Here is a 23,493-nt window from a genome sequence, read left to right on the forward strand (position 1 = left end):
GTCAGAGTGTCAGCTGCCCAAGCGCTCCGACACAAACGGTGACGAGTCCGAGAATCAGGTTGGTGCCGATCAGCTTGCGGATCTGCCCCAGCGCCGCCCCGGCAGCCGGCCAGTCATGTTGCGCGACGGTGTCCCTGAGGCGCTTGTAGGGCGCAAAGAAGATGTGTGCGTAAATCAGCATCATCGCAATCCCGATCACGAACATGATGATGACATGCAGCGGCGGCTTGCCCATTCTTGCCATCATGAAGAGGCCGCTCAGAAGCAGCAAGGCGACTGCTACCCATACCCAAGGGAAGAACTTCTGAAACACGCCTTCCCATAATGGCAGCCTTTGTTCCGGCGCGAGCCGCGATGCGGCGACCGGCCGCAAGGCCATGTAGGCGAAGAACATGCCACCGACCCAAACGGTGAAGCCGAGGATGTGAAGGAATTTTGCGAAGATCATTCGAGCTCCTGTTGAGATGGTGTCGCCGAGATTGTAAGGCCGAATGCGATTGTCGTCCGATGGCGCGATGCAATCATGGAAAGCCGGTAAGATCGCGCCATGGATAATCTCAGTCACTCTGTCGTCGGTCTCGCCGCCGGCGAACTGCTGCACCGCTGTCTGCCGCCGGAACCGGATTCGCTGCGCCAAGGCTTGCGGCGCCGCTTTCTTCTGCTTGCCTGCTGGCTTGCCAGCAACTTCCCCGACCTGGATATCGTACTGTCGCCGTTGCTGCCCGCGCCGCTCGGTTACCTGCTGCACCACCGCGGCCACACGCACACTGTGCTGTATGCATTTCCGCAGGCTGTCCTGCTGGCCGGGCTGATGTGGCTCTTGTGGCCTGCCGCGCGTCGCCTGCTGCGCGAAAGCCGAAGCGCGCGTATCGGATTCGGTGTGGCGCTGCTTGTTGGCTTCGGGTTGCATCTGCTGATGGATTACCTCAACTCCTATGGCATTCATCCTTTCCATCCCTTCGATTCGCACTGGCTGTATGGCGACATGGTGTTCATCCTGGAGCCGGGATTCTGGGTCGCGTTCGGCGTCACGATGGCGATGACGGTCAGGCGTCCGGCGTGGCGAATTCTGTTCGTCGCCCTGTTGCTCGGTGCGCCCCTGTACTTCACGATCCACGAGTTCCTGACCTGGACGGGATACGCTGTACTGTGCCTGATCGCCATCGTACTCGGTCTGATGCAGCATCGCGCCGGAACGCATGGCACGAGGGCCCTGGTCCTTGCATTTATGCTGGGCCTCGGCTTCGTGGGTGTGCAGGGCGCCGCGTCGCGGACAGCCAGGCACGCCGTCACGGCGATACTGCAATCAAAGGATCCCGCCAGCCATGTCGCCGATATATCACTTTCCTCGTTCCCGACCAATCCTGTCTGCTGGGCCTTCGTATCAGTCGAGAGCAATGCGGCGGAAGGAAGTTATCGATTGCGTCGCGGAACTGTCAGCGTGCTGCCGGACTTGGTACCGGTTGCTGCCTGTCCCGCCAATTTCCTGGACGGCGCGGTGCCGGAGCAAGGGGAGAGGACAATAGCCTTTGCGCAGGAGGTGCACGGCAGTCTCGCTTTGTTGCGGGACCTGAAAGAGCGCAACTGCCATTTCCGCGCATGGATGCGTTTTGCGCGCGCCCCGATGGTCAGCGACAACGTGGCGAGCGATTTGCGCTTTTCGGCCAGCCCGAGGGGAAATTTCACCGCGCTGGATTTTGAGGAATTCAGGCAGAAGGAATGCCCGAAGCATGTTCCTCGGTGGGATTTTCCGCGCGCAGATTTATTGGACGTGCCGTGGCAATCAACCGCTCGTCGCCACTAACAGGGAACTCGAGGCTTTTCCCGCAGACCAGGAGAGCAAAACCATCCGGGTGCATCTGCTATCATTCGGGTTTCCCGCGTCAAATCCGTGTAAAAAGTGCCATGTCAGCAGGAACCATACGTGGTCGCCGCTTCGTCTTTGCCTTGATGTTCGCAGCGGCTGCGATAACATGGCAGTCCTCATGGGCCGGAGAACCCTCGTTGCGACGCTGGCCGGATCGTTTTCCAACGCCTCAGTTGAGTGCAATCGATCCTGATGGCCGGCAATGGGACATTCATAGCTTGCGCGGCAAGGTTGTTGTGCTGAATTTCTGGGCTAGCTGGTGCGCGCCGTGCGTCGACGAGATTCCGTTCCTGAACGATTTGGCGCACAGTGCGTCGATGGCAGAAGAGGTGGTCGTTCTCGGCGTCAATTTCAAGGAATCTGCCTCGACGGTCCAGCGTTTCGCCGCCGAGCACCGGTTCGACTATCCGATACTGCTGGATAAATCCGGAGAACACTTCAAAAAGTGGACCAATGGTATTTTGCCGACCACAGTGCTGATTGATCGTCACGGGCGGGCTCGCTGGCGTGTTGTCGGAGAGCTGGACCGCAAGGATGGCAGCGTAAAGCAAGCCATTGAAAAGATGCTGGAAGAGCACATGCCGGCCAAGGCGAAATGACGCGCACCATCGTGTACCACCGGATACGCAACAACAAGATGAACAGATCATGGACGATCTAACGATAGGAAAGAAAATGCAAGACAGCAAATCAAAAAACTGGACCCGACGGTCCTTGTTGAAGGCAGCCTCGGGCGCATTGCTCCTTGCCTCGGTCCCGAAGGCCGTGTTGGCCCAACAGAAAGAACGACGCTTTGAGCCTCGTCCAGGCGACTGGCGGAGTCTGGAAGTTGTCACCCGCGTGAATCTGCAAAAAACAGGTGTGCCATCGACTGTCTGGGTTCCGCTGCCGTCCGTGGAAGCCGATTGGCAACGCTCGCTGTCGGACAACTGGTCCGGCAATGCCAAAGCCATGCGCGTCGGAACGGATGCCAAATATGGTGCCAGGTATCTGATCGCGGAATTCGACGGTTCGGCGCAGCCTGTCCTGGAAGTGACATCGCGCATACAGACCAGGGACCGCGCCACTGACTGGTCAACATCGACCGCTTCGCATGAAATTCCGGACGACTTGCGCCAATGGATGAAGCCGACCGACTTGATTCCGCTCGACGGCATCGTTCGTCATACCGCACGGCAGATTGTCGCCGGCGCCAGGTCGGATGTGGAAAAGGTTCAGCGCATTTACGACTGGATCATCGTCACCACGTATCGCGAACCCAAGGTACGCGGCTGCGGCACCGGCGACATCAAGGCGATGCTGGAAACCGGGAATTTCGGTGGCAAGTGCGGCGACATCAACGGTTTGTTCGTTGGTCTTTGCCGCGCCGCCGGCGTGCCGGCGCGCGATGCATACGGCATTCGCCTTGTTCCCAGCGCATTCGGCTACAGGGAACTGGGTGGCAATCCGGCATCGCTCAAGAGCGCCCAGCACTGTCGCGCAGAGGTGTATCTGCGCAAGCATGGCTGGGTCGCCATGGACCCGGCCGATGTCGGCAAGGTGATGCGTCTCGAAACCGGCAACTGGATCAAGGATCCGGATCACCCCGTGGTTGCGCCGGTCCGGAAGGCATTGTTCGGCGGCTGGGAAGGCAACTGGATGGCGTACAATTTCGCCCACGATGTCAGCCTGCCTGGGGCGAAGACGGGAACACTCGGATTCTTCATGTATCCGCAGGCCGAAGTCCAAGGTGAGGCGCTTGATCCGCTGGATCCGGATGCCTTCAAATATGCGATCAGCGCGCGCAGCATTTCCGTCTGATGAAAGGGCGCGCAAGGCTGCATGCAGTGCGCGCTGCGATTTCCGCCAGCCGTATGTGAACCGATGTATAGCAAATCTTCTTCCATGAAACCGAGTGGGATCGCGTCTCGAAAGAACCTGAGCATGGGCCTGATGGGCCTCGCCGTGGCATCGTCGATGATTGCGTCGACCTGCTGCCTGCTCCCGCTTGTGCTGGTCCTGGTCGGCATCACCGGGGCCTGGATGGTGAATCTGACGGCATTGCGCCCGTTGACGCCGGTCTTTACGGGAATCGCGCTCGTCGCGCTCGCATGGGCCGGGGCGCTCATTTTCCGACCGTCGGCGGCGTGTTCCTACACCGAAGGTACCGACTGCGAGAAGACGCGTCCGGTCACAAAAACGATCTTCCTGGTCTGTGCCGTCTTTATCGCGCTGCTCATGCTGTTTCCCTTGATTGCTCCCTATTTTTACTGAACTGTCATGCTGAAAATCCTGGCTTCACCGCTGCTTGCCGCGCTCCTGTGCCTGCCTCAATTCGCATCGGCGAAATCCCGGACGGTGTCGCTCAACGTGCCGACCATGGATTGCGCGACCTGCCCGATCACCATCAAGGCAGCACTGCTCAAAGTCCCCGGCGTATCGCGGGCAAAGGTCAGCTATGAACGGCGCGAAGCGGTGGTTGTTTTCGATGACGACAAGGCGACCGTGGCCGATCTCAAGAACGCCACCGAGAACGCGGGTTACCCGTCGATGCTGAAAGAACCATTGAAATAGGCGGGCCTCTGCGTGGCGTGCTATCCATGCCCAACATGAAAAAAGGCCAACCGAAAAACCGGTTGGCCTTTGATGTTTCATCGGCACGGAGAGCGAGGCAACGCAGGTATCTGCTCAGCTTCCTCTACGACACACTGCCTGCCTGATTCCGCTGTCACTCACTTGCCGGTGTCCTTCATCTCCGGGAACTTGTCGAACTCGACGTTGTACACCTCGCCATCGCGCTTTTCCACCTTGCGCACATACACCGTTTGGATGATGTCGCGCGTGGCGGGATCGATTGCAATCGGGCCGCGCGGACTGACGAACTTCATGGTCTTGAGCACCGCCATCGCCTTGTCGCCATCGATCTTGCCGTTCAGCTTTTTCGCCGTTTCGTAAATCGCGTTGATGCCATCGTAAGCCGCCACGGCCATGAAGTTCGGCCGGCCGGCGCCCGGATTGGCTTCCTTGAAGCTCTTCAGGAAAGCCTTGTTCTCGGGCGAATCATGCGCGGCCGAGTAGTGGAAGGTGGTGATGACGCCGAGCACCGCGTCGCCCATGGCAGGCAGCACATGATCGTCGGTCAGGTCGCCGGTGGCGATCACCTTGATGCCGGCTTCAGCCAGTCCGCGCTCGCGGTATCCCTTCATGAACGCGATGCCTTGTTCGCCGGCCGGAACGAAGATGAAGACAGCTTCCGGCCTGGCATCCTTGATGCGCTGGATGAAGGGCGCGAATTCCGGATTGCGCAGCGGTACGCGGATCGATTCCATCACCTGTCCGCCGCCGCCCAGGAAATTGGTCTTGAACGCGGTTTCCGCGTCGATGCCGGGACCATAATCCGCGACCAGGGTCACGACTTTCTTGATGCCGTTCTTCACCGCCCAGGTCGCCATCGGGCCGGACACCTGCGGCAGGGTCATCGAAAAGCGCGCGATGTAATTGGACTTGGTGGTGATGATCGATGTCGCCGCGTTCATGATGATCATCGGTTTCTTCGCCTGCTCCGCGATCGGCGCCACGGCCAATGCTTCCGGGGTCAGGCCGAAGCCGGCGAGGAAATCCACCTTGTCGCGCACGACCAGCTCTTGTGCGAGGCGTTTCGCCACTTCCGGCACCGGGCCGGTGGTGTCCTTGATGATGATTTCCACTTTCTTGCCGGCGACCTTGTCGCCGTGCTGCTTCATGTAAGCCTTGATGCCGCCTTCCATCTGCTTGCCGTAGTCGGCAAAGGGGCCGGAGAAGGGGGCGATCAGGCCGACCTTGATGGTCTCTTCCGCCAGGGCGCCAGCCGAGCTCAGCGCTAGTGCACCGAGCGCGGCGAGGGATGCCACGATTCTTGTCAGCTTCATGTTTTGTCTCCTATGGTGTCCGGGAAGGCGTGTTCCCGTTTGCTTGTCGACCTTCAGGTCGTGCAATCGATCATAGCGTATAAAAAGTTCGGTAAGCAGATAATCGTGCGGTAATCGAACGGTTTGTATGCTGCAATCTCACATGAAAAACGCCTGCCCGGGTAAGGAGACAGGCGCCATGGTCAATGAAGCGCGTGCCTATTCTATGCGTTCGTACGGTAGCCCGACGTAGTTCTCCGCAATGGTTGTGCGCCCGGCCAGCGAGCCAGTGAAATAGTCGAGATCGGCAAGCTGCATGCGTTGCCCGAAGGGATCGTCGGACAGCTTGTGCAGCAGGGTCGTCATCCACCAGGAGAAGCGCTCGGCCTTCCAGATGCGGCGCAGGCAGATTTCCGAATACCGGTCGAGCAGGTCGCTGCGCCCGTCATGGTAAGCCTTGCGCAGCAGATGATAGAGCGTGTACACGTCGCTGGCGGCAAGGTTGAGGCCTTTTGCGCCGGTCGGCGGCACGATGTGCGCGGCATCACCGACCAAAAACAGGCGGCCGAATTTCATCGGCTCGGCAACAAAGCTGCGCAGCGGAGCGATGCTCTTCTCGATCGACGGGCCTGTCACGAGGCTGGCCGCCACGTCTTCCGGCAGGCGCTTTCTCAACTCATTCCAGAACCGTTCGTCGGACCAGTCCTCGACCTTGTCTTCGTGCGTGACCTGCACATAGTAGCGGCTCAGGTTGTCGGAGCGCATGCTGCACAGTGCGAAGCCGCGGTCATGGTTGGCATAGATCAGCTCTGGCGTCACCGGCGGGGTATGCGACAGCACGCCGAGCCAGCCGAAAGGATAGACGCGCTCGAAATTCCTGATGGCGCTTTCCGGCACCGATTTGCGCGAGATGCCGTGGAAGCCGTCGCAGCCGGCAATGTAATCGCATTCCAGTTCGATGGTTTCGCCGTCCTTGACGAAGCTGACGTGCGGCTTGTCGCCATAGAAATCATGCAGCTGCACGTCGTGTGCTTCATAAATGCTGAGCGCGCCGCTTTCCTTGCGTGCATTCATCAGGTCGCGCGTGACCTCGGTCTGGCCATACACCATCACCGTCTTGCCGTCGGTCAGGGATTTGAGGTCGATGCGCTCGCGCCGTCCGGCGAATGCAATCGTGAAGCCTTCGTGGACATGGCCTTCACGGTCCATGCGCGCGCCCGCGCCCGCTTCGCGCAGGACGTCTACCGCACCTTGTTCCAGCACGCCCGCCCGGATGCGGCTGAGGACATATTCCGGACTCTTCGCTTCGAGAATGACCGTATCGATTCCCTGCAGGTGCAGCAACTGGCCGAGCAGCAATCCGGACGGCCCGGCACCGACGATCGCGACCTGTGTTTTCATGGTTGTCTCCAGTATTCTTGTCATGCGTTTTCCACAGCTGCTCAGGCTTCGGGGCCGAGGCCTACCGGCGGCGGTGCGATATTCGCGATGAGCGAAAACAGCTCCTGCATGTCTTTCTTGTAGTCCGTCCCGGCGAGCGGATTGTCATTGGCGAGGAAGGCAGCATTGATTTCTTCCCAGTCGAAGGAGGTGAGGTATTGCACCGCTGCAGGCAGCACGATGTCCTCCTCAAGGCGCATATGCCCGTGGTAGAACTGGGCGTAGCGCTGCACCTGGTTCTTGAAGTCGCCGAATGCCGAGGCGCCGTGCAGTTCGAGCCGTGTCAATGCATTCTGCAACTGCAGCACCAGGCGGTCGCCGAGTCTGTGTTCCGATTCCAGCGTGTCCAGCACATCGTCGACCGCATTGCTGCGTTCTCGCAAGCGGGCAAACAGGTAGTGGTCTTCCTTCGGATGGTGGACGCGGTCGGGGTATTCGGTGATATACAGCAGCATCGCCCGGAACACCTTGGACTCCGGCGCCTTTCCGCCTTCGGCGACGGTGCGGACGAAATACTCCATCCCGCGGATCATGGCGCTGAGCAGATCGTGCTCTTCCTGGATCACGCGGATCGCAGCTTGGGTTGGAGGCAGTCGCATAATGTGTTCCTTCCGGAAGACGGCCCTTGCGCGACGCGCTGGCCGGACATTCAGATGTCAAAGAAGACCGTCTCGTCCTCGCCCTGTATGCGGATGTCGAAGCGATACACGACTTCATCGTTCAGCTCTTCGCGCTGTGCTACGAGGGTTTTGCGGCGCACTTCCCATTCGATCAGATTGAGCACCGGATCCTTGGCATTTCGTTCCGCTTCATCGGAAAAATACATGCGCGTGTTCAGTCCGATATTGATCCCGCGCGCCACGATCCACAAGTTGATGTGCGGCGCCATTTCGCGTCCGTTGCGGCCGGTGACGGGGCCCGGCTTGATGGTGTCGAACCGGTACACGCCCGTTTCGAAATCCGAGCAGGCTCGCCCCCAGCCACGGAAGTCCTCATCCACGTCTTTGGCTTGCAGGTCTGCCGGATGCTGGTAGCGTCCCGCTGCATTGGCCTGCCAGATCTCCAGCAGCACATCGCGCAGCGGCGTGCCTGAACCATCGATCACACGGCCTTCAATCCGGATGCGTTCGCCTTTGGTAGCGGGGCCGGTCAGCACATTCGCGAAATTCTTCTCGAAGATGTCGAAACCCGCCTGGTTCGGCGCGAGGCCGATATGCACATACGGGCCGGCGGTTTGCGACGCGGTTTCTTTCAAGTGATTGAGTTGATTGAGCATCACTGGGCTCCCTGCAAATGGTTTTCGAACAGCGTGGCGCGCGAGCCTCTCAGGACCATATCGAAACGGTAGGCCAGCGCGTCGAACTGGACCGCGGCGTGCCGGTCGAGCGGCGCGATCAGGCCGCGTATTGCTTCCTCGTTGTTGATCGACCTGAGGATGGGGCAGGTGGCGATCAGCGGGTCGCCTTCGAAATACATCTGCGTGATCAGCCGCTGCGCCCAGCCGGAACCGGACAACGAGTAGTGAATATGCGAGGGACGCCAGTCGTTGACGCGATTGCGCCAGGGGTAGGGGCCGGGCTTGATCGTGCGGTAGAAGTAATAGCCGTTGTCGTCGGTGAGCATGCGTCCGCAGCCGCCGAAGTTGGGATCGATGGGCGCGATGTACTGATCCTTCTTGTGCCGGTAGCGACCGCCGGCATTCGCTTGCCACACTTCGACCAGCGCATTGCGGACCGGGCGGCCGGCTTCGTCACGCACATAGCCGTGCACGATGATGCGTTCGCCGATCGGCAGTCCGTCCTTCGCATAGTTGCGGATCAGGTCGTTGTCGAGCGGGCCGAGTTCATCCCGACGGAAGACCGGGCCGGTGATTTCGGACAGGGAGTTCTGCAGCGAGATCAACGCGTTCTTCGGTGAACGCAGCACGCTGGTCTTGTAATCCGGTGTATAGGCCGGCGGATGCACGCTGCGGTCACGCTGCAGGAACTCGGCGGGCCGTTCGTTCGTTTTTTCCATTTCGTCTCCTCATGGATTTTTTGGAAAGTGATGAAGCCTAATTTAAGTCGTAAAAATATTCATGTAAATTGAATTTAAGAACCGACGGTGATAACCTGTGGTTATGAATAAAGATCTGTTCCAGAGCCGGATACGCTTGCGGCACTTGCATTGTTTCCTTGCGGTTGCACAGGAGCGCAATCTGCGCAAGGCGGCCGACAGGTTGCGTCTGAGCCAGCCAGCCGTCTCGAAAACGCTGGTTGAGCTGGAGGAAATCGTCGGCGCGCGCTTGTTCGAAAGAAACCGGCTCGGCGCGCAGCTCACCCGTGAGGGCGAGACCTTTCTCGCGCGCGCCGTGCCTGCGGTGGAGGCGCTGGATGCAGTCGGCAATGCGTTGTCGGCGTCCAATGCGCCGATGAATGAATCGGTCGTCATCGGCGCGCTCCCGAGTGTCGCACCCGACCTGTTGCCGATCGTTCTGGAGGAATACCGGCGCGATCATCCGGATGTGCGCATCACGATCCGGACCTCCGCCAACGCCGCCTTGCTGCAAATGCTCAAGGCGGGTGAAATGGATTGCGTATTGGGACGCATGGCGGACCCGCAGATGATGGTCGGGCTCGTCTTTGAACTGCTCTACGTCGACCCGCTGATGCTCGTCGTCAGGTCCGGCCATCCGCTGGCCGGCCGGACATTCCCGTCGCTGACCGAAGTAATGGGCTTTCCTTTCATTGTGCCCTTGAAGGGAACGATTCCCCGGCACAACGTCGAGAGCTTGCTGCAATCGCACGGCATGGACCTGCCGCGCAACTGCATTGAAACGATTTCGGTATCCGTGGCCCGGGCAATCACTCTGCGCTCCGATGCAGTCTGGTTCATTTCGGCCGGCGCAATTCGCGATGAACTTGAAGGCCGCAAACTTGTTCAATTGGGTGTGCGCACGGAAGGAACGGAGGAACCAGTCGGATTGCTGCACCGAAGCGAAGGCGCACTGACACCGGCGGTACGTGATTTCATGAAGCTCTTGCGAGCGGTCGGGCGTCGCCGTTCCGTGAAAGCCGACTGATGCAGCATCAGGCCGGACACGCGAAGCAATTAACGAAACGCTTGTTCCCCGTGGCATGACTATGGCACACTGCGCGCTGCACACGAAGTTGCCAATCAGGCTATAAAACAGGCTATAAAGCCGGGCCTCGGCCCGGATCGCGCCGCGCGCGGCTAAAATTGGGCGACTTCATCCAGGAGCATTCTTTTGAGCCTTACGAAAAACATGCCGTTCGAATGGCTGGTCGGCATGCGCTATACGCGCGCCGGCCGCCGCGGCGGCCGAAACAGTTTCATTTCCTTCATTTCGCTGATTTCCATGGCTGGCATCGCGCTCGGCGTTGCGGCACTCATCGTCGTGCTTTCCGTGATGAACGGTTTCCAGAAGGAAGTGCGCGACCGGATGCTGTCGGTGCTGTCGCATATCGAGGTGTTTGACGCGTCAGGCAGCATGCCTGACTGGAAAGCCACCGCAAAGGAAGCCTTCCAGCTCAAGGAAGTGAAGGGCGCAGCGCCGTATGTCGCCGCGCAGGCCATGCTGATTCGCGAGGACACTGTGCGCGGCGTCGTGATTCGCGGCATTCTTCCAGAAGAAGAACCCAAGGTTTCCGACGTGGCGTCGCAGATCCGCGAAGGCAGTTTCACCAGCCTGGCGCCGGGGGAATTCAACATCATCCTCGGCAAGGAGCTGGCGCGCGGCTTGCGCGTCCATGTCGGTGACAAGGTGACGATGGTGGCGCCGCAAGGGCAGAGCACGCCGGCCGGCGTATTGCCGCGCCTGAAGCAGTTCACGGTCGGCGCTATCTTCGAGGCGGGGCACAACGAGTACGATTCCGGACTTGCCTTCATTCACATCGATGACGCAATGCGCATGTTCAAGCTGGACGCGCCGACCGGCCTGCGCCTGCGCGTCGAGGACATGCAGCGCGCACCGGAAGTCGCGATGGAACTGTCGCATGTCCTGACCGGCAACCTGCTGATCCTCGACTGGTCGAAACAGAATCGCACCTGGTTCGCCGCGGTGCAGACCGAGAAGCGCATGATGTTCATCATCCTGACTCTGATCATCGCAGTCGCCGCATTCAACCTCGTCTCGACGCTGGTCATGACGGTGACCGACAAGCAGGCCGATATCGCGATCCTGCGTACCCTGGGCGCATCGCCGGGATCGATCATGAAAATCTTCATCATCCAGGGCGCGCTGGTCGGCTTGTTCGGCACGGCGATCGGCGTCGGCCTGGGCGTGACCGTGGCGCTCAACATCGATGTGATCGTGCCCTTCATCGAACACCTTCTGGGCGTGCAATTCCTGTCCAAGGATATCTACCTGATTACCGCGCTGCCTTCGGATTTGCGATGGCCGGATGTATGGACGATCGGCAGCGTCGCGGTGGTGCTGGCTTTCTTCGCCACCTTGTATCCGAGCTGGCGTGCCGCCAACGTGCGGCCGGCAGAAGCCTTGCGTTACGAATAAAAAGGAGAAACCATGAAACTCGTCGGCTTGTTTGATTCCCTCTATGTGCGCCGCGTCGCCGTCTCCCTGCGTTTGTACGGTTTCGAGTTCGAGCATGTGGCGCTTTCCGTTTTCCGTCATCAGGACGAGATGCGCAAGATCAACCCGCTGCTGAAAGTGCCGATGCTGATCCTCGACAGTGGCGAGAAGCTGATGGAAAGCAGCTTCATCCTCGATTTCCTCGATGGTGAAGTCGCACCTGAAAAACGCTTGATGCCGTCGGCAGGCCCCGCACGCCGCAAGGTGCAACAGCAGTGCGCAACCGCCTTGCTCGCCGGTGAAAAGGCGGTGCAGATTGTCTACGAGACCACGCTGCGCCCGAAAGAATTCTGCTACACCCCTTGGGTGACCCGTTGCACCGAGCAGATGCACACCGCATTCGGCATGCTTGAAGCTCTGCCGCCATCGCCCGCCCTGTCCGGCGCGCCTCTCACTCAGGCGGACGTGACCAGCGCGGTGGTCATGCGCTTTGCGCAGTTCGTGCTGCCGACCGAATTCCCGACAGGCCGTTATCCGCAGCTGGAACGTTTGTCCGCCTATTGCGAAGCCTTGCCGGCATTCGCACAGACTCCCTTGGAATGACGATGGACCAGATCGTATTGTCTTGCCGCGGCCTGGCGAAAACATTCACCCAGGGAAAATACTCGGTCAATGTTCTCAAGGGCGTCGATTTCAGCGTTTCCAGAGGCGAGCGGGTTGCCATCGTCGGCGCATCCGGCTCCGGCAAGTCGACCTTGCTGCATCTGCTCGGCGGACTGGATGTGCCATCCGCCGGCAACGTGATGCTGCTCGGGCAGGATTTCGCCAGTCTCAACGAAAAAGCGCGCGGAGAGCTGCGCAACAAGTCGCTCGGTTTTGTGTATCAGTTCCACCATTTGCTGCCGGAGTTTTCCGCGCTCGACAACGTTGCGATGCCCCTGATGATCCGCAGGCAAAGCCGCGATGACGCGCATGAAGCTGCGCAACAAGTCCTCGCGCGTGTCGGGCTCGCCAATCGGGTGACGCACGTGCCGGGCGAACTGTCCGGTGGCGAACGGCAGCGGGTAGCGCTGGCGCGCGCGCTGGTGACCCAGCCTGCCTGTGTTCTGGCCGACGAGCCGACAGGCAATCTCGACCGCGCGACCGCACACAAGACCTTCGACCTGATGCTCGAGTTGTCGCGCACGCTCGGCACCGCCTTTGTCATCGTCACCCACGATATCGAACTTGCGCGGCATTGCGACCGCGTCTTGCGCCTGACCGAGGATGGTTTGCATCCCTATGTGGATTGACACGCATTGCCATCTCGATGCGAGCGAGTTCGCGGGTGAGTCCGACGCGGTGGCAGCGCGTGCTGCGAGACAGAATGTTTCGCAGATCGTGATCCCGGCGGTCGCCTGCAGCAACTTCGCAGCCGTGCAAGATCTGGCGCGGCAAAACACCAACTGCACCTACGCGCTCGGCATTCATCCCATCTTCGTGCCGCAGGCGACTGAGAGCGACCTGGAAGCCGTGCGCGAGGCCGTCCGGCAAGCGATGGATGATGCGCACTTCGTTGCCGTTGGCGAAATTGGCCTCGATTTCTTCCTGCCGGATCTGAGCTCAGGGCCGATGCGGGAAAAGCAGGAGTTTTTCTATAGCGAACAACTGAAAATCGCACGCGACTTTGATCTTCCCGTGCTGCTGCATATTCGCCGCTCGCAAGACACCATCCTCAAATATTTGCGCCGGATCACGGTTCCCGGCGGCATCGCGCATGCGTTCAACGGCAGTTTCCAGCAGGCCGACACTTTCATCGGATTGGGTTTCAAGCTCGGTTTCGGCGGCGCGATGACTTTTCCGCGTGCATTGCAGATCCGGCGTCTTGCCGCAGAGCTGCCGCAGGAAGCGCTGGTTCTGGAGACAGATGCGCCCGATATTCCTCCCGCCTGGATTCATCGCATGCGTAACAGCCCGGAGGAATTGCCGCGCATCGGCCAGGTCCTTGCGGAGCTGCGCGGCATCGCCGCCGAGTCGGTCGCGCAAATCACCTCGGAAAATGCGCGCGAAGTGTTGCCGCGCCTCATCCATGTAGCCTAGCGAATGCGCAGCATCGTCATCGGTTTCGTCGCCGGCGCTGCCGTATTGCAGAATCAGGCCGCATTGCCGTCATCGACTCTTCTGGCGCTGCTGCTCGCGCTTGCGATATTGTCCGCATTGCGTTCGCGCAGCGTGCAGAGAAAAGCCGTACGCATTCCATTGCTCGCGAGCTGCGGCGCCATTGCCGGCTTCGCCTGGGCCGGATTGTTCGCGCAGCACTATCTCGGGAACGCATTGCCCAGGGATTGGGAAGGGCGTGACATCACGGTGGTCGGAACGATCGACAGTCTTCCTTACCGCTTTGACCAAGGTGTCCGATTCAATTTTGCGGTCGAACGCATCCTCGCCGCGGATGATGCAGCGCCGGTTGTGCCGCCGCGGCTTGCCTTGTCCTGGTATTCCGCATTTCACGGCGAAGATCTGCAGGGCGTCGGCGACGTGCAGCCCGGCGAACGTTGGCAACTGACGGTTCGCCTGCGACGCCCGCACGGCAACGCCAATCCCGATGGTTTTGACTATGAAGTATGGTTGCTGGAGCAGAACCTGCGCGCGACCGGCTATGTGCGTCCCGATCGTCGCTCGTCGCTGAAAAACGAGCGGCTGGATGCCTTTGTCCCGCGCTTCGGCAATGCCGTCGAACGATGCCGGGCCTGGCTGCGCGACCGCATACTCGCCGCCTTGCCGGGCAAGGAATATGCAGGTGTGATCGTGGCACTGGTCATCGGCGATCAGCGCGCGATCAATCAGTCTGACTGGAAGGTGTTCAACCGCACGGGTATCGGACATCTGGTCTCGATCTCCGGTCTGCACATCACGATGATTGCCGGGCTGTTCGCTGCTGCCGCGTTCGCACTATGGCGCCGCTCCTTCTTCACGCGGGCACAGTTGCCGCTGATTCTGCCGGCGCAAAAGTTCGCTGCGCTGGTCGGCGCCGCGACCGCATTGCTGTATGTGCTGCTTGCCGGATTCGGCGTGCCCGCACAGCGCACGCTCTACATGCTGTCCGTGGTGGCCGCCGCACTCTGGCTCGGGCGCATCACCAGCGTCTCCCACGTGTTGTGCGCGGCACTGGGCATCGTTGTGCTGCTCGATCCCTGGGCAGTCCTGTGGCCGGGGTTCTGGTTGTCCTTCGGCGCTGTGGCCATCATCCTGTACGCATCGACCGGGCGCGGGTATGCGCCAACAAGCGGCCTGACGACGAAGGAAAAACTGTTGGCGACGCTCGCGAGTGCGAGCCGGACACAATATGTCGTTACGCTGGGCCTGGTACCTTTGACGATGTTATTATTCGGCCAGATTTCGTTGATCAGCCCGCTCGCCAACGCGATCGCAATTCCCTTGGTCAGCTTTCTCGTGACACCGCTCGCACTCGCCGGCAGCGTATTGCCGGCGCCCCTGGCAAACTGGGTACTGGGCTTTGCGCATCTGCTGGTCGATTGGCTGGCACAATCCCTTCAGTGGATGAGTGCGTTTCCCGCCGCGGTCTGGGCCGCGCCGATTCCCCCATGGTGGGCCTTCCTCGCAGCGCTGATCGGCACCTTGTGGCTGCTCGCTCCTGCCGGCTGGCCTGCTCGCTGGCTGGGCATCGTGGGCTTGTTTCCGATCTTCCTGAACAAGGCGGCACATCCTTCCGAAGGCGAAATGTGGGTCACCGCGTTTGATGTCGGACAGGGCATGGCACTGCTGGTGGAGACGCCGCATCGACGCTTGCTGTATGACACCGGTCCAGCGTATTCCACGGAATCGGACGGTGGAAATCGCGTCATCTTGCCCTATCTGAAAGCGCGTGGCATTACTAGCCTGGATTTGGTAATTGTTTCCCATACCGACAACGATCATTCTGGCGGTGCCTTGTCGATTCTCGACGAGCTTGAGGTCGCCTCGGTCTCGTCCTCGCTTCCGTCGGGGCATGCCGTCGTCACCCGCGCGCGCAATCATCAACGCTGCGAGGCAGGGCAGTCGTGGAGTTGGGACGATATCCGCTTCGACATGCTGCATCCGACCGCCGACAGCTATGATGTGGCGAGATTGAAGCCGAATGCGCGCAGCTGTACGCTGAAGATCACTATCGGCACGCACGCTATCCTGCTGCCGGGGGATATCGAAGCCGGTCAGGAAGCGGAACTGCTCGACAAGGATCGAGAGCAATTGCGCGCGTCGGTGCTGCTCGCACCGCATCATGGCAGCGGCACTTCATCGACCGCACGTTTCCTCCAGGCGGTGCAACCGGATATCGCGCTGTTCCAGGTCGGTTATCGTAACCGCTACCATCATCCGAAAGCCGAAGTCTTCGCGCGCTACGGCGAGATGGGAATCAAGCGCATACGTAGCGACGATTCCGGGGCGATTACGCTGCGCTTCGGCCCGGCGCTCGATGTCAGGGAATATCGCACTGATCATGCACGCTACTGGTATGAGCGCTAGGCGAACCGCTATTTCCGCCGGCCTGCGCGTGGGCTTTGCCCCAATCGAATTACAATGCAGGACAATTTTTGATTGCTCGACGTAGCAAGGATTGCAACGAATACAAGACAATGAGCCGACCAATCATCCACTTTGCGCACGCAAACAGTTTTCCGGCGGGGACCTACCGCGTGTTTTTCGATCACCTGAAGAAGCATTACGACGTGCAGGCACTTGCCATGCATGCGCACGATCCTGCCTACCCGGTAAGCAATGGCTGGGCGGCACTGGCGCAGGAACTATGCGATACGCTGGCGGCGCGTTATGCCGAACCGGTCATACTCGCCGGACATTCGATGGGCGGCATGCTTTGCCTGATGGCCGCCAGGGCGAGGCCCGATCTCGTGCGCTGCGTGATTTTGCTGGACTCGCCTGTCGTTGCGGGCTGGCGTGCATTCCTGTTGCGGATAGCGAAGCGAATGGGCGTCGACAACAAGTTCTCTCCTGCGCGGTTTTCGGAAAAGCGTCGCAACGTCTGGCCGGACGCGGAGGCCGCCTATGCGCACTTCGCATCCAAGCCGATGTTCGCCGTGTGGCCGCCCGAGGTCTTGCGCGACTATATCGAACATGGACTTGCGCCGCACCGGGATGGCGTCACCTTGCGTTTCAGGCGGGAGACGGAGACCGCCGTCTATCGCACGCTACCGCACGACTTGGGCGCCCTTGCGCATCGTGGCTTTCCCGTCCCGGTCGGCTTTGTCGGCGGCGAGCATTCGGTCGAATGCCGCCAGGCCGGACTTGGCGCTACACGGCGACTGGTCGGCCGGCATTTCGCCCAGGTGCCCGGCGGCCACCTGTTTCCCATGGAGTCGCCTGCAGTGGCAGCCAATGCGGTGCACGCGATGATCAAATCACTCATTCGTTCCTGAAATCACCATGCGCGATTCGTACCGTCAATACATCGCCGGCTGCATTTTGCTCGCTGTCAGCAACTGGGCCGGCGCCGGCACACTGAGCGGTCTGCTCGCCGATTATCAAACCGTTCGCGCCGAGGGCAGGAGTGCGCATGTCGTTGACATCGACAATGACACCTTGTTGCTCAACCGGAATGACGGGTTTTATACCAGCGGCATGCGCTACGCTTATACACAGACCCTGGAAAGAGGGAGTCAAGCGACGACATTCGGCTGGAGAGTCGGCCAGGAGCTGTACACTGCTTCTGACATCAAATTGCCGCCCGCGCTGATCGGCCCACCCAATCATCCCTATGCCGGTTGGCTGTACGGCGGCTTTTTCAAGGAAGTCGCCAACGCGGATGGCACGCATACCCGCATCGGCATCGACCTCGGCTGTCTTGGTCCGTGCGCGGGTGGCGACTGGACACAGACGACATTCCATCGCATTTTGCATCAGCCGTTGCCCCAGGCCTGGAGCAAGCAGGTACGAAACGAGGCCGGCGTCGTCCTGTATGCGGATGTTGCGCCCATACGCTGGTCGCCTGCCTCACACATGGATGTGACGCCCAGTCTGAACGGACGCTTCGGAAACATATTTGCGGATGTCGGCGCCGGCCTTCTCGTCCGTGCCGGGCAATTGAGCAATTTGCCGACGAAGTCGACGTTTTACGGTTTTTTGCGTACCGATGCGCGCGCGGTCGGTTACAACGCGACATTGCAGGGCGGGTATTTTTCCAGAAACAATCCGCACACCGTGGACCCGAAACGTTTCGTCGGTGAAGCGGAAGCCGGTGTCGTCTGGAATCGCGGGGTATTCGGGGCGCGCATGTCCCTGGTCCGGCGCAGCAACGAAATACGGGAATTGGCGAATTCGATCGGCGCCCAGAGCTACCTTCATCTGCAATTTTCCTACACGCCGTGAGCGTGCGCTGTTTCAGAATGCGGGATGTGACAAAGGCATAAAAATCCGGAAAGAGGGCGATCGAAAACCGGTTTGAGGTATAATTTGAATTTCCCGCACGTGCCGTCCGGCACATCTCAGCAATGACCAAGTTTGTATTCGTCACTGGCGGCGTTGTTTCATCCCTCGGTAAAGGGATTGCAGCCGCTTCTCTCGCGGCGATCCTCGAATCGCGCGGCATCAAAGTCACCCTCATCAAGCTCGATCCCTACATCAATGTGGATCCCGGCACGATGAGCCCATTCCAGCACGGCGAAGTGTTCGTCACCGACGACGGTGCCGAGACCGACCTCGACCTTGGACACTATGAGCGCTTCATCACCGCCAGGATGAAGAAGCTCAACAATTTCACCACCGGCCAGATTTACGAGTCCGTGATCCGCAAGGAGCGTCGCGGCGAGTATCTCGGCAAGACGGTGCAGGTGATTCCGCACATCACCAATGAAATCCAGGATTACATTCATCGCGGCGCGGAAGGTTTCGATGTCGCGCTGGTTGAAATCGGCGGCACCGTCGGCGACATCGAGTCGCTGCCCTTCCTCGAGGCCGCGCGTCAGTTGAGCCTGCGCGCCGGGCGCAACGAGACCGCATTCGTGCACCTGACGCTGGTGCCGTACATCGCATCCGCCGGCGAGCTCAAGACCAAGCCGACCCAGCACAGCGTCCAGAAATTGCGTGAAATCGGTATTTCGCCGGATGCGCTGCTGTGCCGTGCCGATCGTCCCATTCCGGATGACGAGCGTGCCAAGATTTCGTTGTTCTCCAATGTGCCGGAAGAGGCCGTCATCTCCGTTTGGGATGCCGACACGATCTACAAGATTCCCCAGATGCTGCACGACCAGGGGCTCGACAAGATCATCTGCGACAAGCTCGGCCTGTCCCCGAAGCCCGCAGACCTGTCCGTCTGGAACAAGCTGGTGTATGCCCTGGAACATCCGAAGGCGGAAGTCACCATCGGCATGGTCGGCAAATACGTCGACCTGACCGAGTCGTACAAATCGCTGACGGAAGCATTGCGTCACGCCGGCATTCATACCGAAAGCCGCGTCAATATCGAATACATCGATTCCGAAGAAATCGAGGCGAACGGCGTCGGCAGTCTCGCGAAATATGATGCGATCCTGGTGCCGGGCGGCTTCGGCAAGCGCGGCGTGGAAGGCAAGATTGCTGCCGCGCGTTATGCGCGCGAGAACAAGATTCCCTACCTCGGCATCTGCCTTGGCATGCAAGTCGCACTGATCGAATATGCACGTAACAAGGCCGGGCTGACAAGCGCCAACTCGACCGAGTTCGATACCGAAACAGTACATCCCGTGGTCGCATTGATCACGGAATGGCAGAACCACGACGGCAAGATCGAAAAGCGTGATGTCAACTCCGACCTTGGCGGCACCATGCGTCTTGGTGCGCAAACCTGTGCGGTAAAACCGGGCACGCTTGCAGCCGAGATCTATGGCGACAAGGTTACGGAACGCCATCGTCACCGCTATGAAGCGAACAACCATTACCTCGGTCGCGTCGAGGAAGCCGGTTTGATTGTTTCCGCCCGCACGCCGACCGAAGGTCTGTGCGAGATCATGGAATTGCCGCGCTCGGGCGAGAATGCGCATCCGTGGTTCGTCGGCGTGCAATACCATCCTGAATTCAAATCGACACCGCGTGACGGCCATCCCTTGTTCATTTCCTTCATCAAGGCTGCGCTTGCGCACAAGCGGGCGTCATCCGAGAGGAAAGCAGCATGAAGCTGTGCGGTTTTGAAGCCGGACTCGACCGGCCGTTTTTCCTGATTGCCGGTCCCTGCGTGATCGAGTCGCCGCAAATGGCGCTCGATACTGCCGGCCGCCTGAAGGAAATGACGACCGAACTTGGCATCCCGTTCATCTACAAGTCATCGTTCGACAAGGCCAATCGCTCGTCAGGCACGTCGTTCCGCGGCCTTGGCATGGACAAGGGCCTGGAAATCCTGGCGCAAGTGAAGAAGCAGATCGGCGTGCCGGTTCTTACCGACGTGCACGAAATCAACGAAATCAAGCCGGTTGCGGCAGTCGTCGACGTGCTGCAGACGCCGGCATTCCTGTGTCGCCAGACCGATTTCATCCGCGCTTGCGCACAGTCGGGCAGGCCGGTCAATATCAAGAAGGGCCAGTTCCTCGCACCGGGCGACATGAAGAATGTCATCGACAAGGCACGCGAGGCCGCGCGCGAAGCGGGGCTGGAGCAGGACAACTTCATGGCCTGCGAACGCGGCGTCTCGTTCGGTTACAACAATCTCGTATCAGACATGCGTTCGCTGGCTATCATGCGTGAGACCGGATGCCCCGTCGTGTTCGATGCAACCCATTCGGTACAGTTGCCGGGCGGGCAGGGCACGTCATCGGGTGGTCAACGCGAATTCGTGCCGGTGCTGGCACGGGCGGCGGTCGCCGTGGGTATTTCCGGCCTGTTCATGGAAACCCATCCGAATCCGGCCGAAGCGAAGTCCGACGGCCCCAACGCGGTTCCGCTCGGGCGCATGAAGGAACTGTTGTCTACGTTGATTGAACTCGATCGCGTGGTGAAAAAGGCAGGCTTCCTGGAAACCGATTTTTCTTGATCGGTCTTGCGGTATTCGGGTGTGCGCGACACACCCTCCATGATAATGATGCTGAATCGGTGCGCGGGATCGTTGCACGTTACGCCGCCTACGGAATTTTCTTTTGATTTGGGAGATTTGAATGAGTGCCATCGTTGATATCATCGGCCGCGAAGTGATCGACTCGCGCGGCAATCCGACCGTCGAATGCGACGTGCTGCTGGAGTCCGGCGTGATGGGCCGCGCCGCCGTGCCCTCGGGCGCGTCCACCGGCTCGCGCGAAGCCATCGAGCTGCGCGACGGCGACAAGAGCCGCTACCTCGGCAAGGGCGTGCTCAAGGCCTGTGAAAACATCAATACCGAAATTTCCGAAGCCATCATGGGCCTCGATGCCAACGAGCAAGCCTTCCTCGACCGCACCCTGATCGACCTCGACGGCACCGACAACAAGGCACGCCTTGGCGCCAATGCAACGCTGGCCGTATCGATGGCTGTCGCCAAGGCTGCTGCCGAGGAATCCGGCCTGCCGCTGTACCGCTACTTTGGCGGTTCCGGCGCCATGCAGATGCCGGTACCGATGATGAACGTCATCAATGGCGGCGCGCATGCCGACAACAATCTCGACCTGCAGGAATTCATGATCATCCCGGTGGGCGCACCGAGCTTCCGTGAAGCGATCCGCTACGGCGCGGAAGTGTTCCACACGCTGAAGAAGATCCTGCACGACAAGAAGCTCACCACCGCAGTGGGCGACGAAGGCGGTTTCGCGCCGTCCGTCGACAACCATGAAGCCGCCATCAAGCTGATCCTGCAAGCCATCGAGCAGGCCGGCTACGAGCCGGGCACGCAGATCGCGCTCGGCCTGGATTGCGCCGCCTCGGAGTTCTACAAGGACGGCAAGTACCACCTGGATGGCGAAGGCCTGGTGCTGACCTCGGGCGACTTCACCAACCTGCTGTCGACCTGGTGCGACAAGTACCCGATCATCTCGATCGAGGACGGCATGGCGGAGAATGACTGGGAAGGCTGGGCGACGCTGACCAATGCGCTGGGCAAGAAGGTGCAGCTGGTGGGCGACGACCTGTTCGTGACCAATACCAAGATTCTGCGCGAAGGCATCCAGAAGAACATCGCCAATTCGATTCTCATCAAGATCAACCAGATCGGCACGCTGACGGAAACCTTCGCAGCGATCGAGATGGCCAAGCGCGCCGGCTACACTGCGGTGATTTCGCATCGTTCGGGCGAGACCGAGGATGCGACGATTGCCGACATCGCGGTCGGCACCAATGCCTTGCAGATCAAGACCGGTTCGATGTCGCGTTCCGACCGCATGGCCAAGTACAACCAGTTGCTGCGCATCGAGGAAGACCTGGGCGATATCGCCAGCTATCCCGGCCGTAGCGCGTTCTACAACCTGCGCTAAGGTCAACGAAAAATTTGGGGGCGAAAGCCCCCAAATTCGTAGAGAATACCGGGATGCGCCTGATCACTCTCAGCCTTGCCGTTTTGCTTCTGCTGATCCAGTACCCCTTGTGGCTGGGCAAAGGCGGTTGGCTGCGCGTCTGGGACCTCGACAATCAGGTGGCTGCCGCGCGAAAGAAGAACGACGAGCTGAAGGCGCGCAATGCCAAGCTCAATTCGGAAGTGAACGATTTGCGCGAAGGGACCGGCGCCGTCGAGGAACGTGCCCGCTATGAACTGGGCATGATCAAGGATGGTGAAATCTTCATCCAGATCCTGGAACCCAGCGGAAAGCCGGTCGCGTCTTCCGCCCAGCCCAAGCAGAAACAGGACTGACGTCAGTGGGCGAGCCGTAGCCCGCACCCCGCTGACAGCTCAGTGCCTGATCCTGCCCGCCTGCTGAATCGCGTCGCTCGTGTTTTCAATTGCGAACAGCTGCGCACAATCCACCTTGTCGAATTCGTAATGCTGACCGCAAAAGTCGCAATTGATCGACAACTTCCCGAGTTCATCCAGCGCTGAATCGACTTCCGGCTTGCCGAGCATCTTGAGCATGTTGGCGACCTTCTCGCGCGTGCAACTGCAGTGAAAGCTCGGATGCCGCGGCTCGAATATGCGTATCGTTTCTTCCCAGAACAGGCGGCGCATCAAGGTATTGATGTCGGTCGACAGCAACTCTTCCTGGCGCACCGTCGATGCCAATGCCACGGTCCGATCCCATGCATCCGCATCTTCCGTGGCAGAGGCGCCAAGGCCGCCCTCGTTTGGCAGCTTTTGCAGGAGCAGCCCGCGCGACACCTTCGTGTCCGCAGCGAGCCAGAGCTTGGTGTCGAGCTGCTCGGAGCGCAGCATGTAGTTTTCAATCACCGCCGCGACCGAGTCGCCATCCAGCGGGACAATGCCCTGGTATGGTTGCTGGCCCGGCATTTTATCCATCGGGTCGAGCGTGATCACGAAGCGCCCGCGACCATGGATATTGACCAGTTGCGTGAGGCCGGCATCGTCCGGGATTTCCACCTCATGCCCCAGCTTTGCGGTCGCTCGCAGGCGCAGGTCCGAATCGCACTCGACCACCAGCAGTTTTACCGGACCGTCGCCATGCATTTGCATTACGATCATGCCGTTGAATTTCAGATTGGCGGAAAGGAGCGCGGCAGCGGCCAGCATCTCGCCCAGCAGCGTTCTGACAGCAGCCGGGTAGTCGCGGCGCGCCTGCACCTGAGCCCAGGTGTCGGAAATCTCGACCAGCTCGCCGCGCACGGCGGAGTTTTCAAAAATAAAGCGTTGTAACGTATCCATCATGTTGAGCTTTGCAAAACAGAGTAGCGGCGAGCAAAGCCCGGCCCTCAGCCCT

24 protein-coding genes are annotated in these 23,493 nt (G+C 60.0%); 17 read left to right on the plus strand and 7 right to left on the minus strand.

The window, feature by feature from the left end; translation table 11 throughout:
* Position 1: 1 nt before the first annotated feature.
* On the minus strand, positions 2–448 hold the full coding sequence (locus E6W33_RS05985; RefSeq protein ID WP_136415331.1) for a CopD family protein: 447 nt from the start codon (positions 446–448) through the stop codon (positions 2–4).
* 99 nt (positions 449–547) lie between these two features.
* On the opposite strand from E6W33_RS05985, the gene E6W33_RS05990 reads away from it, so the two are divergent.
* The 5 genes from E6W33_RS05990 (at position 548) to merP (ending at position 4,420) form a co-directional block, all read left to right on the plus strand.
* Positions 548–1,804 carry a metal-dependent hydrolase gene (locus E6W33_RS05990; RefSeq protein WP_136415333.1) on the plus strand — a complete coding sequence of 419 codons (1,257 nt, stop codon included), beginning with the start codon at positions 548–550 and terminating at the stop codon, positions 1,802–1,804.
* A 101-nt stretch (positions 1,805–1,905) separates the two neighbouring features.
* The gene (locus E6W33_RS05995) at positions 1,906–2,466 is read left to right on the plus strand and encodes a TlpA disulfide reductase family protein (protein WP_168798548.1); all 561 of its coding nucleotides are present in this window, start codon (positions 1,906–1,908) and stop codon (positions 2,464–2,466) included.
* 241 nt (positions 2,467–2,707) lie between these two features.
* Positions 2,708–3,667 carry a transglutaminase domain-containing protein gene (locus E6W33_RS06000; protein ID WP_348983149.1) on the plus strand — a complete coding sequence of 320 codons (960 nt, stop codon included), beginning with the start codon at positions 2,708–2,710 and terminating at the stop codon, positions 3,665–3,667.
* 84 nt (positions 3,668–3,751) lie between these two features.
* Positions 3,752–4,120 carry a mercuric transporter MerT family protein gene (locus tag E6W33_RS06005; RefSeq protein ID WP_211097239.1) on the plus strand — a complete coding sequence of 123 codons (369 nt, stop codon included), beginning with the start codon at positions 3,752–3,754 and terminating at the stop codon, positions 4,118–4,120.
* Positions 4,121–4,126: 6 nt separating this feature from the next.
* On the plus strand, positions 4,127–4,420 hold the full coding sequence (gene merP / locus E6W33_RS06010; RefSeq protein ID WP_136415339.1) for a mercury resistance system periplasmic binding protein MerP: 294 nt from the start codon (positions 4,127–4,129) through the stop codon (positions 4,418–4,420).
* Positions 4,421–4,578: 158 nt separating this feature from the next.
* On the opposite strand, the gene E6W33_RS06015 is transcribed toward merP, so the two are convergent.
* The 5 genes from E6W33_RS06015 to pcaH all read right to left on the minus strand — a co-directional run bounded on the left by E6W33_RS06015 (position 4,579) and on the right by pcaH (position 9,189).
* Positions 4,579–5,754, minus strand: coding sequence for an ABC transporter substrate-binding protein (locus tag E6W33_RS06015; RefSeq protein WP_136415341.1), 1,176 nt, complete (start codon positions 5,752–5,754; stop codon positions 4,579–4,581).
* 198 nt (positions 5,755–5,952) lie between these two features.
* Complete coding sequence (gene pobA / locus E6W33_RS06020) at positions 5,953–7,134, minus strand: 4-hydroxybenzoate 3-monooxygenase (protein WP_136415343.1); 1,182 nt, start codon at positions 7,132–7,134, stop codon at positions 5,953–5,955.
* Positions 7,135–7,175: 41 nt separating this feature from the next.
* Positions 7,176–7,772: a hemerythrin domain-containing protein gene (locus tag E6W33_RS06025; protein ID WP_136415345.1), complete on the minus strand. Its 597-nt coding sequence runs from the start codon at positions 7,770–7,772 to the stop codon at positions 7,176–7,178.
* 50 nt (positions 7,773–7,822) lie between these two features.
* The gene (gene pcaG / locus E6W33_RS06030) at positions 7,823–8,449 is read right to left on the minus strand and encodes a protocatechuate 3,4-dioxygenase subunit alpha (protein WP_168798549.1); all 627 of its coding nucleotides are present in this window, start codon (positions 8,447–8,449) and stop codon (positions 7,823–7,825) included.
* Positions 8,449–9,189: a protocatechuate 3,4-dioxygenase subunit beta gene (pcaH, locus tag E6W33_RS06035; protein WP_136415349.1), complete on the minus strand. Its 741-nt coding sequence runs from the start codon at positions 9,187–9,189 to the stop codon at positions 8,449–8,451. Before pcaH ends, pcaG begins: the two co-directional genes overlap by 1 nt.
* 103 nt (positions 9,190–9,292) lie before the next feature.
* On the opposite strand from pcaH, the gene pcaQ reads away from it, so the two are divergent.
* The 12 genes from pcaQ to ftsB all read left to right on the plus strand — a co-directional run bounded on the left by pcaQ (position 9,293) and on the right by ftsB (position 22,475).
* The gene (gene pcaQ, locus E6W33_RS06040; RefSeq protein WP_136415351.1) at positions 9,293–10,234 is read left to right on the plus strand and encodes a pca operon transcription factor PcaQ; all 942 of its coding nucleotides are present in this window, start codon (positions 9,293–9,295) and stop codon (positions 10,232–10,234) included.
* Positions 10,235–10,420: 186 nt separating this feature from the next.
* Entirely contained in the window at positions 10,421–11,686 is a 1,266-nt protein-coding gene (locus E6W33_RS06045) for a lipoprotein-releasing ABC transporter permease subunit (RefSeq protein ID WP_136415353.1), read from the plus strand.
* A gap of 12 nt (positions 11,687–11,698) precedes the next feature.
* On the plus strand, positions 11,699–12,307 hold the full coding sequence (locus E6W33_RS06050; RefSeq protein ID WP_136415355.1) for a glutathione S-transferase: 609 nt from the start codon (positions 11,699–11,701) through the stop codon (positions 12,305–12,307).
* A 2-nt stretch (positions 12,308–12,309) separates the two neighbouring features.
* On the plus strand, positions 12,310–12,996 hold the full coding sequence (gene lolD, locus E6W33_RS06055; protein ID WP_136415357.1) for a lipoprotein-releasing ABC transporter ATP-binding protein LolD: 687 nt from the start codon (positions 12,310–12,312) through the stop codon (positions 12,994–12,996).
* Positions 12,986–13,783, plus strand: coding sequence for a TatD family hydrolase (locus E6W33_RS06060; protein WP_136415360.1), 798 nt, complete (start codon positions 12,986–12,988; stop codon positions 13,781–13,783). Before lolD ends, E6W33_RS06060 begins: the two co-directional genes overlap by 11 nt.
* Positions 13,784–13,786: 3 nt before the next feature.
* Positions 13,787–16,207 (plus strand): DNA internalization-related competence protein ComEC/Rec2, encoded by a 2,421-nt coding sequence (locus tag E6W33_RS06065; RefSeq protein ID WP_136415362.1) that lies wholly within the window; start codon positions 13,787–13,789, stop codon positions 16,205–16,207.
* A 110-nt stretch (positions 16,208–16,317) separates the two neighbouring features.
* A complete protein-coding gene (locus E6W33_RS06070; protein WP_136415364.1) occupies positions 16,318–17,115 on the plus strand; it encodes an alpha/beta hydrolase in 798 nt (265 codons plus the stop codon).
* A 7-nt stretch (positions 17,116–17,122) separates the two neighbouring features.
* Complete coding sequence (locus E6W33_RS06075) at positions 17,123–18,064, plus strand: lipid A deacylase LpxR family protein (protein WP_136415367.1); 942 nt, start codon at positions 17,123–17,125, stop codon at positions 18,062–18,064.
* Positions 18,065–18,186: 122 nt separating this feature from the next.
* The gene (locus tag E6W33_RS06080; RefSeq protein ID WP_136415369.1) at positions 18,187–19,845 is read left to right on the plus strand and encodes a CTP synthase; all 1,659 of its coding nucleotides are present in this window, start codon (positions 18,187–18,189) and stop codon (positions 19,843–19,845) included.
* A complete protein-coding gene (kdsA, locus tag E6W33_RS06085; protein ID WP_136415371.1) occupies positions 19,842–20,696 on the plus strand; it encodes a 3-deoxy-8-phosphooctulonate synthase in 855 nt (284 codons plus the stop codon). The genes E6W33_RS06080 and kdsA overlap by 4 nt, the downstream gene beginning before the upstream one ends.
* A gap of 121 nt (positions 20,697–20,817) precedes the next feature.
* Entirely contained in the window at positions 20,818–22,101 is a 1,284-nt protein-coding gene (gene eno, locus E6W33_RS06090; RefSeq protein ID WP_136415373.1) for a phosphopyruvate hydratase, read from the plus strand.
* 53 nt (positions 22,102–22,154) lie between these two features.
* Positions 22,155–22,475 carry a cell division protein FtsB gene (gene ftsB, locus E6W33_RS06095; RefSeq protein ID WP_136415375.1) on the plus strand — a complete coding sequence of 107 codons (321 nt, stop codon included), beginning with the start codon at positions 22,155–22,157 and terminating at the stop codon, positions 22,473–22,475.
* A gap of 39 nt (positions 22,476–22,514) precedes the next feature.
* On the opposite strand, the gene hslO is transcribed toward ftsB, so the two are convergent.
* Positions 22,515–23,441: an Hsp33 family molecular chaperone HslO gene (gene hslO / locus E6W33_RS06100; RefSeq protein ID WP_136415377.1), complete on the minus strand. Its 927-nt coding sequence runs from the start codon at positions 23,439–23,441 to the stop codon at positions 22,515–22,517.
* Positions 23,442–23,493 lie beyond the last annotated feature (52 nt).

Source organism: Herbaspirillum sp. ST 5-3 (genome assembly GCF_004804275.1).
In the GTDB taxonomy this organism is placed as follows: domain Bacteria; phylum Pseudomonadota; class Gammaproteobacteria; order Burkholderiales; family Burkholderiaceae_D; genus Noviherbaspirillum.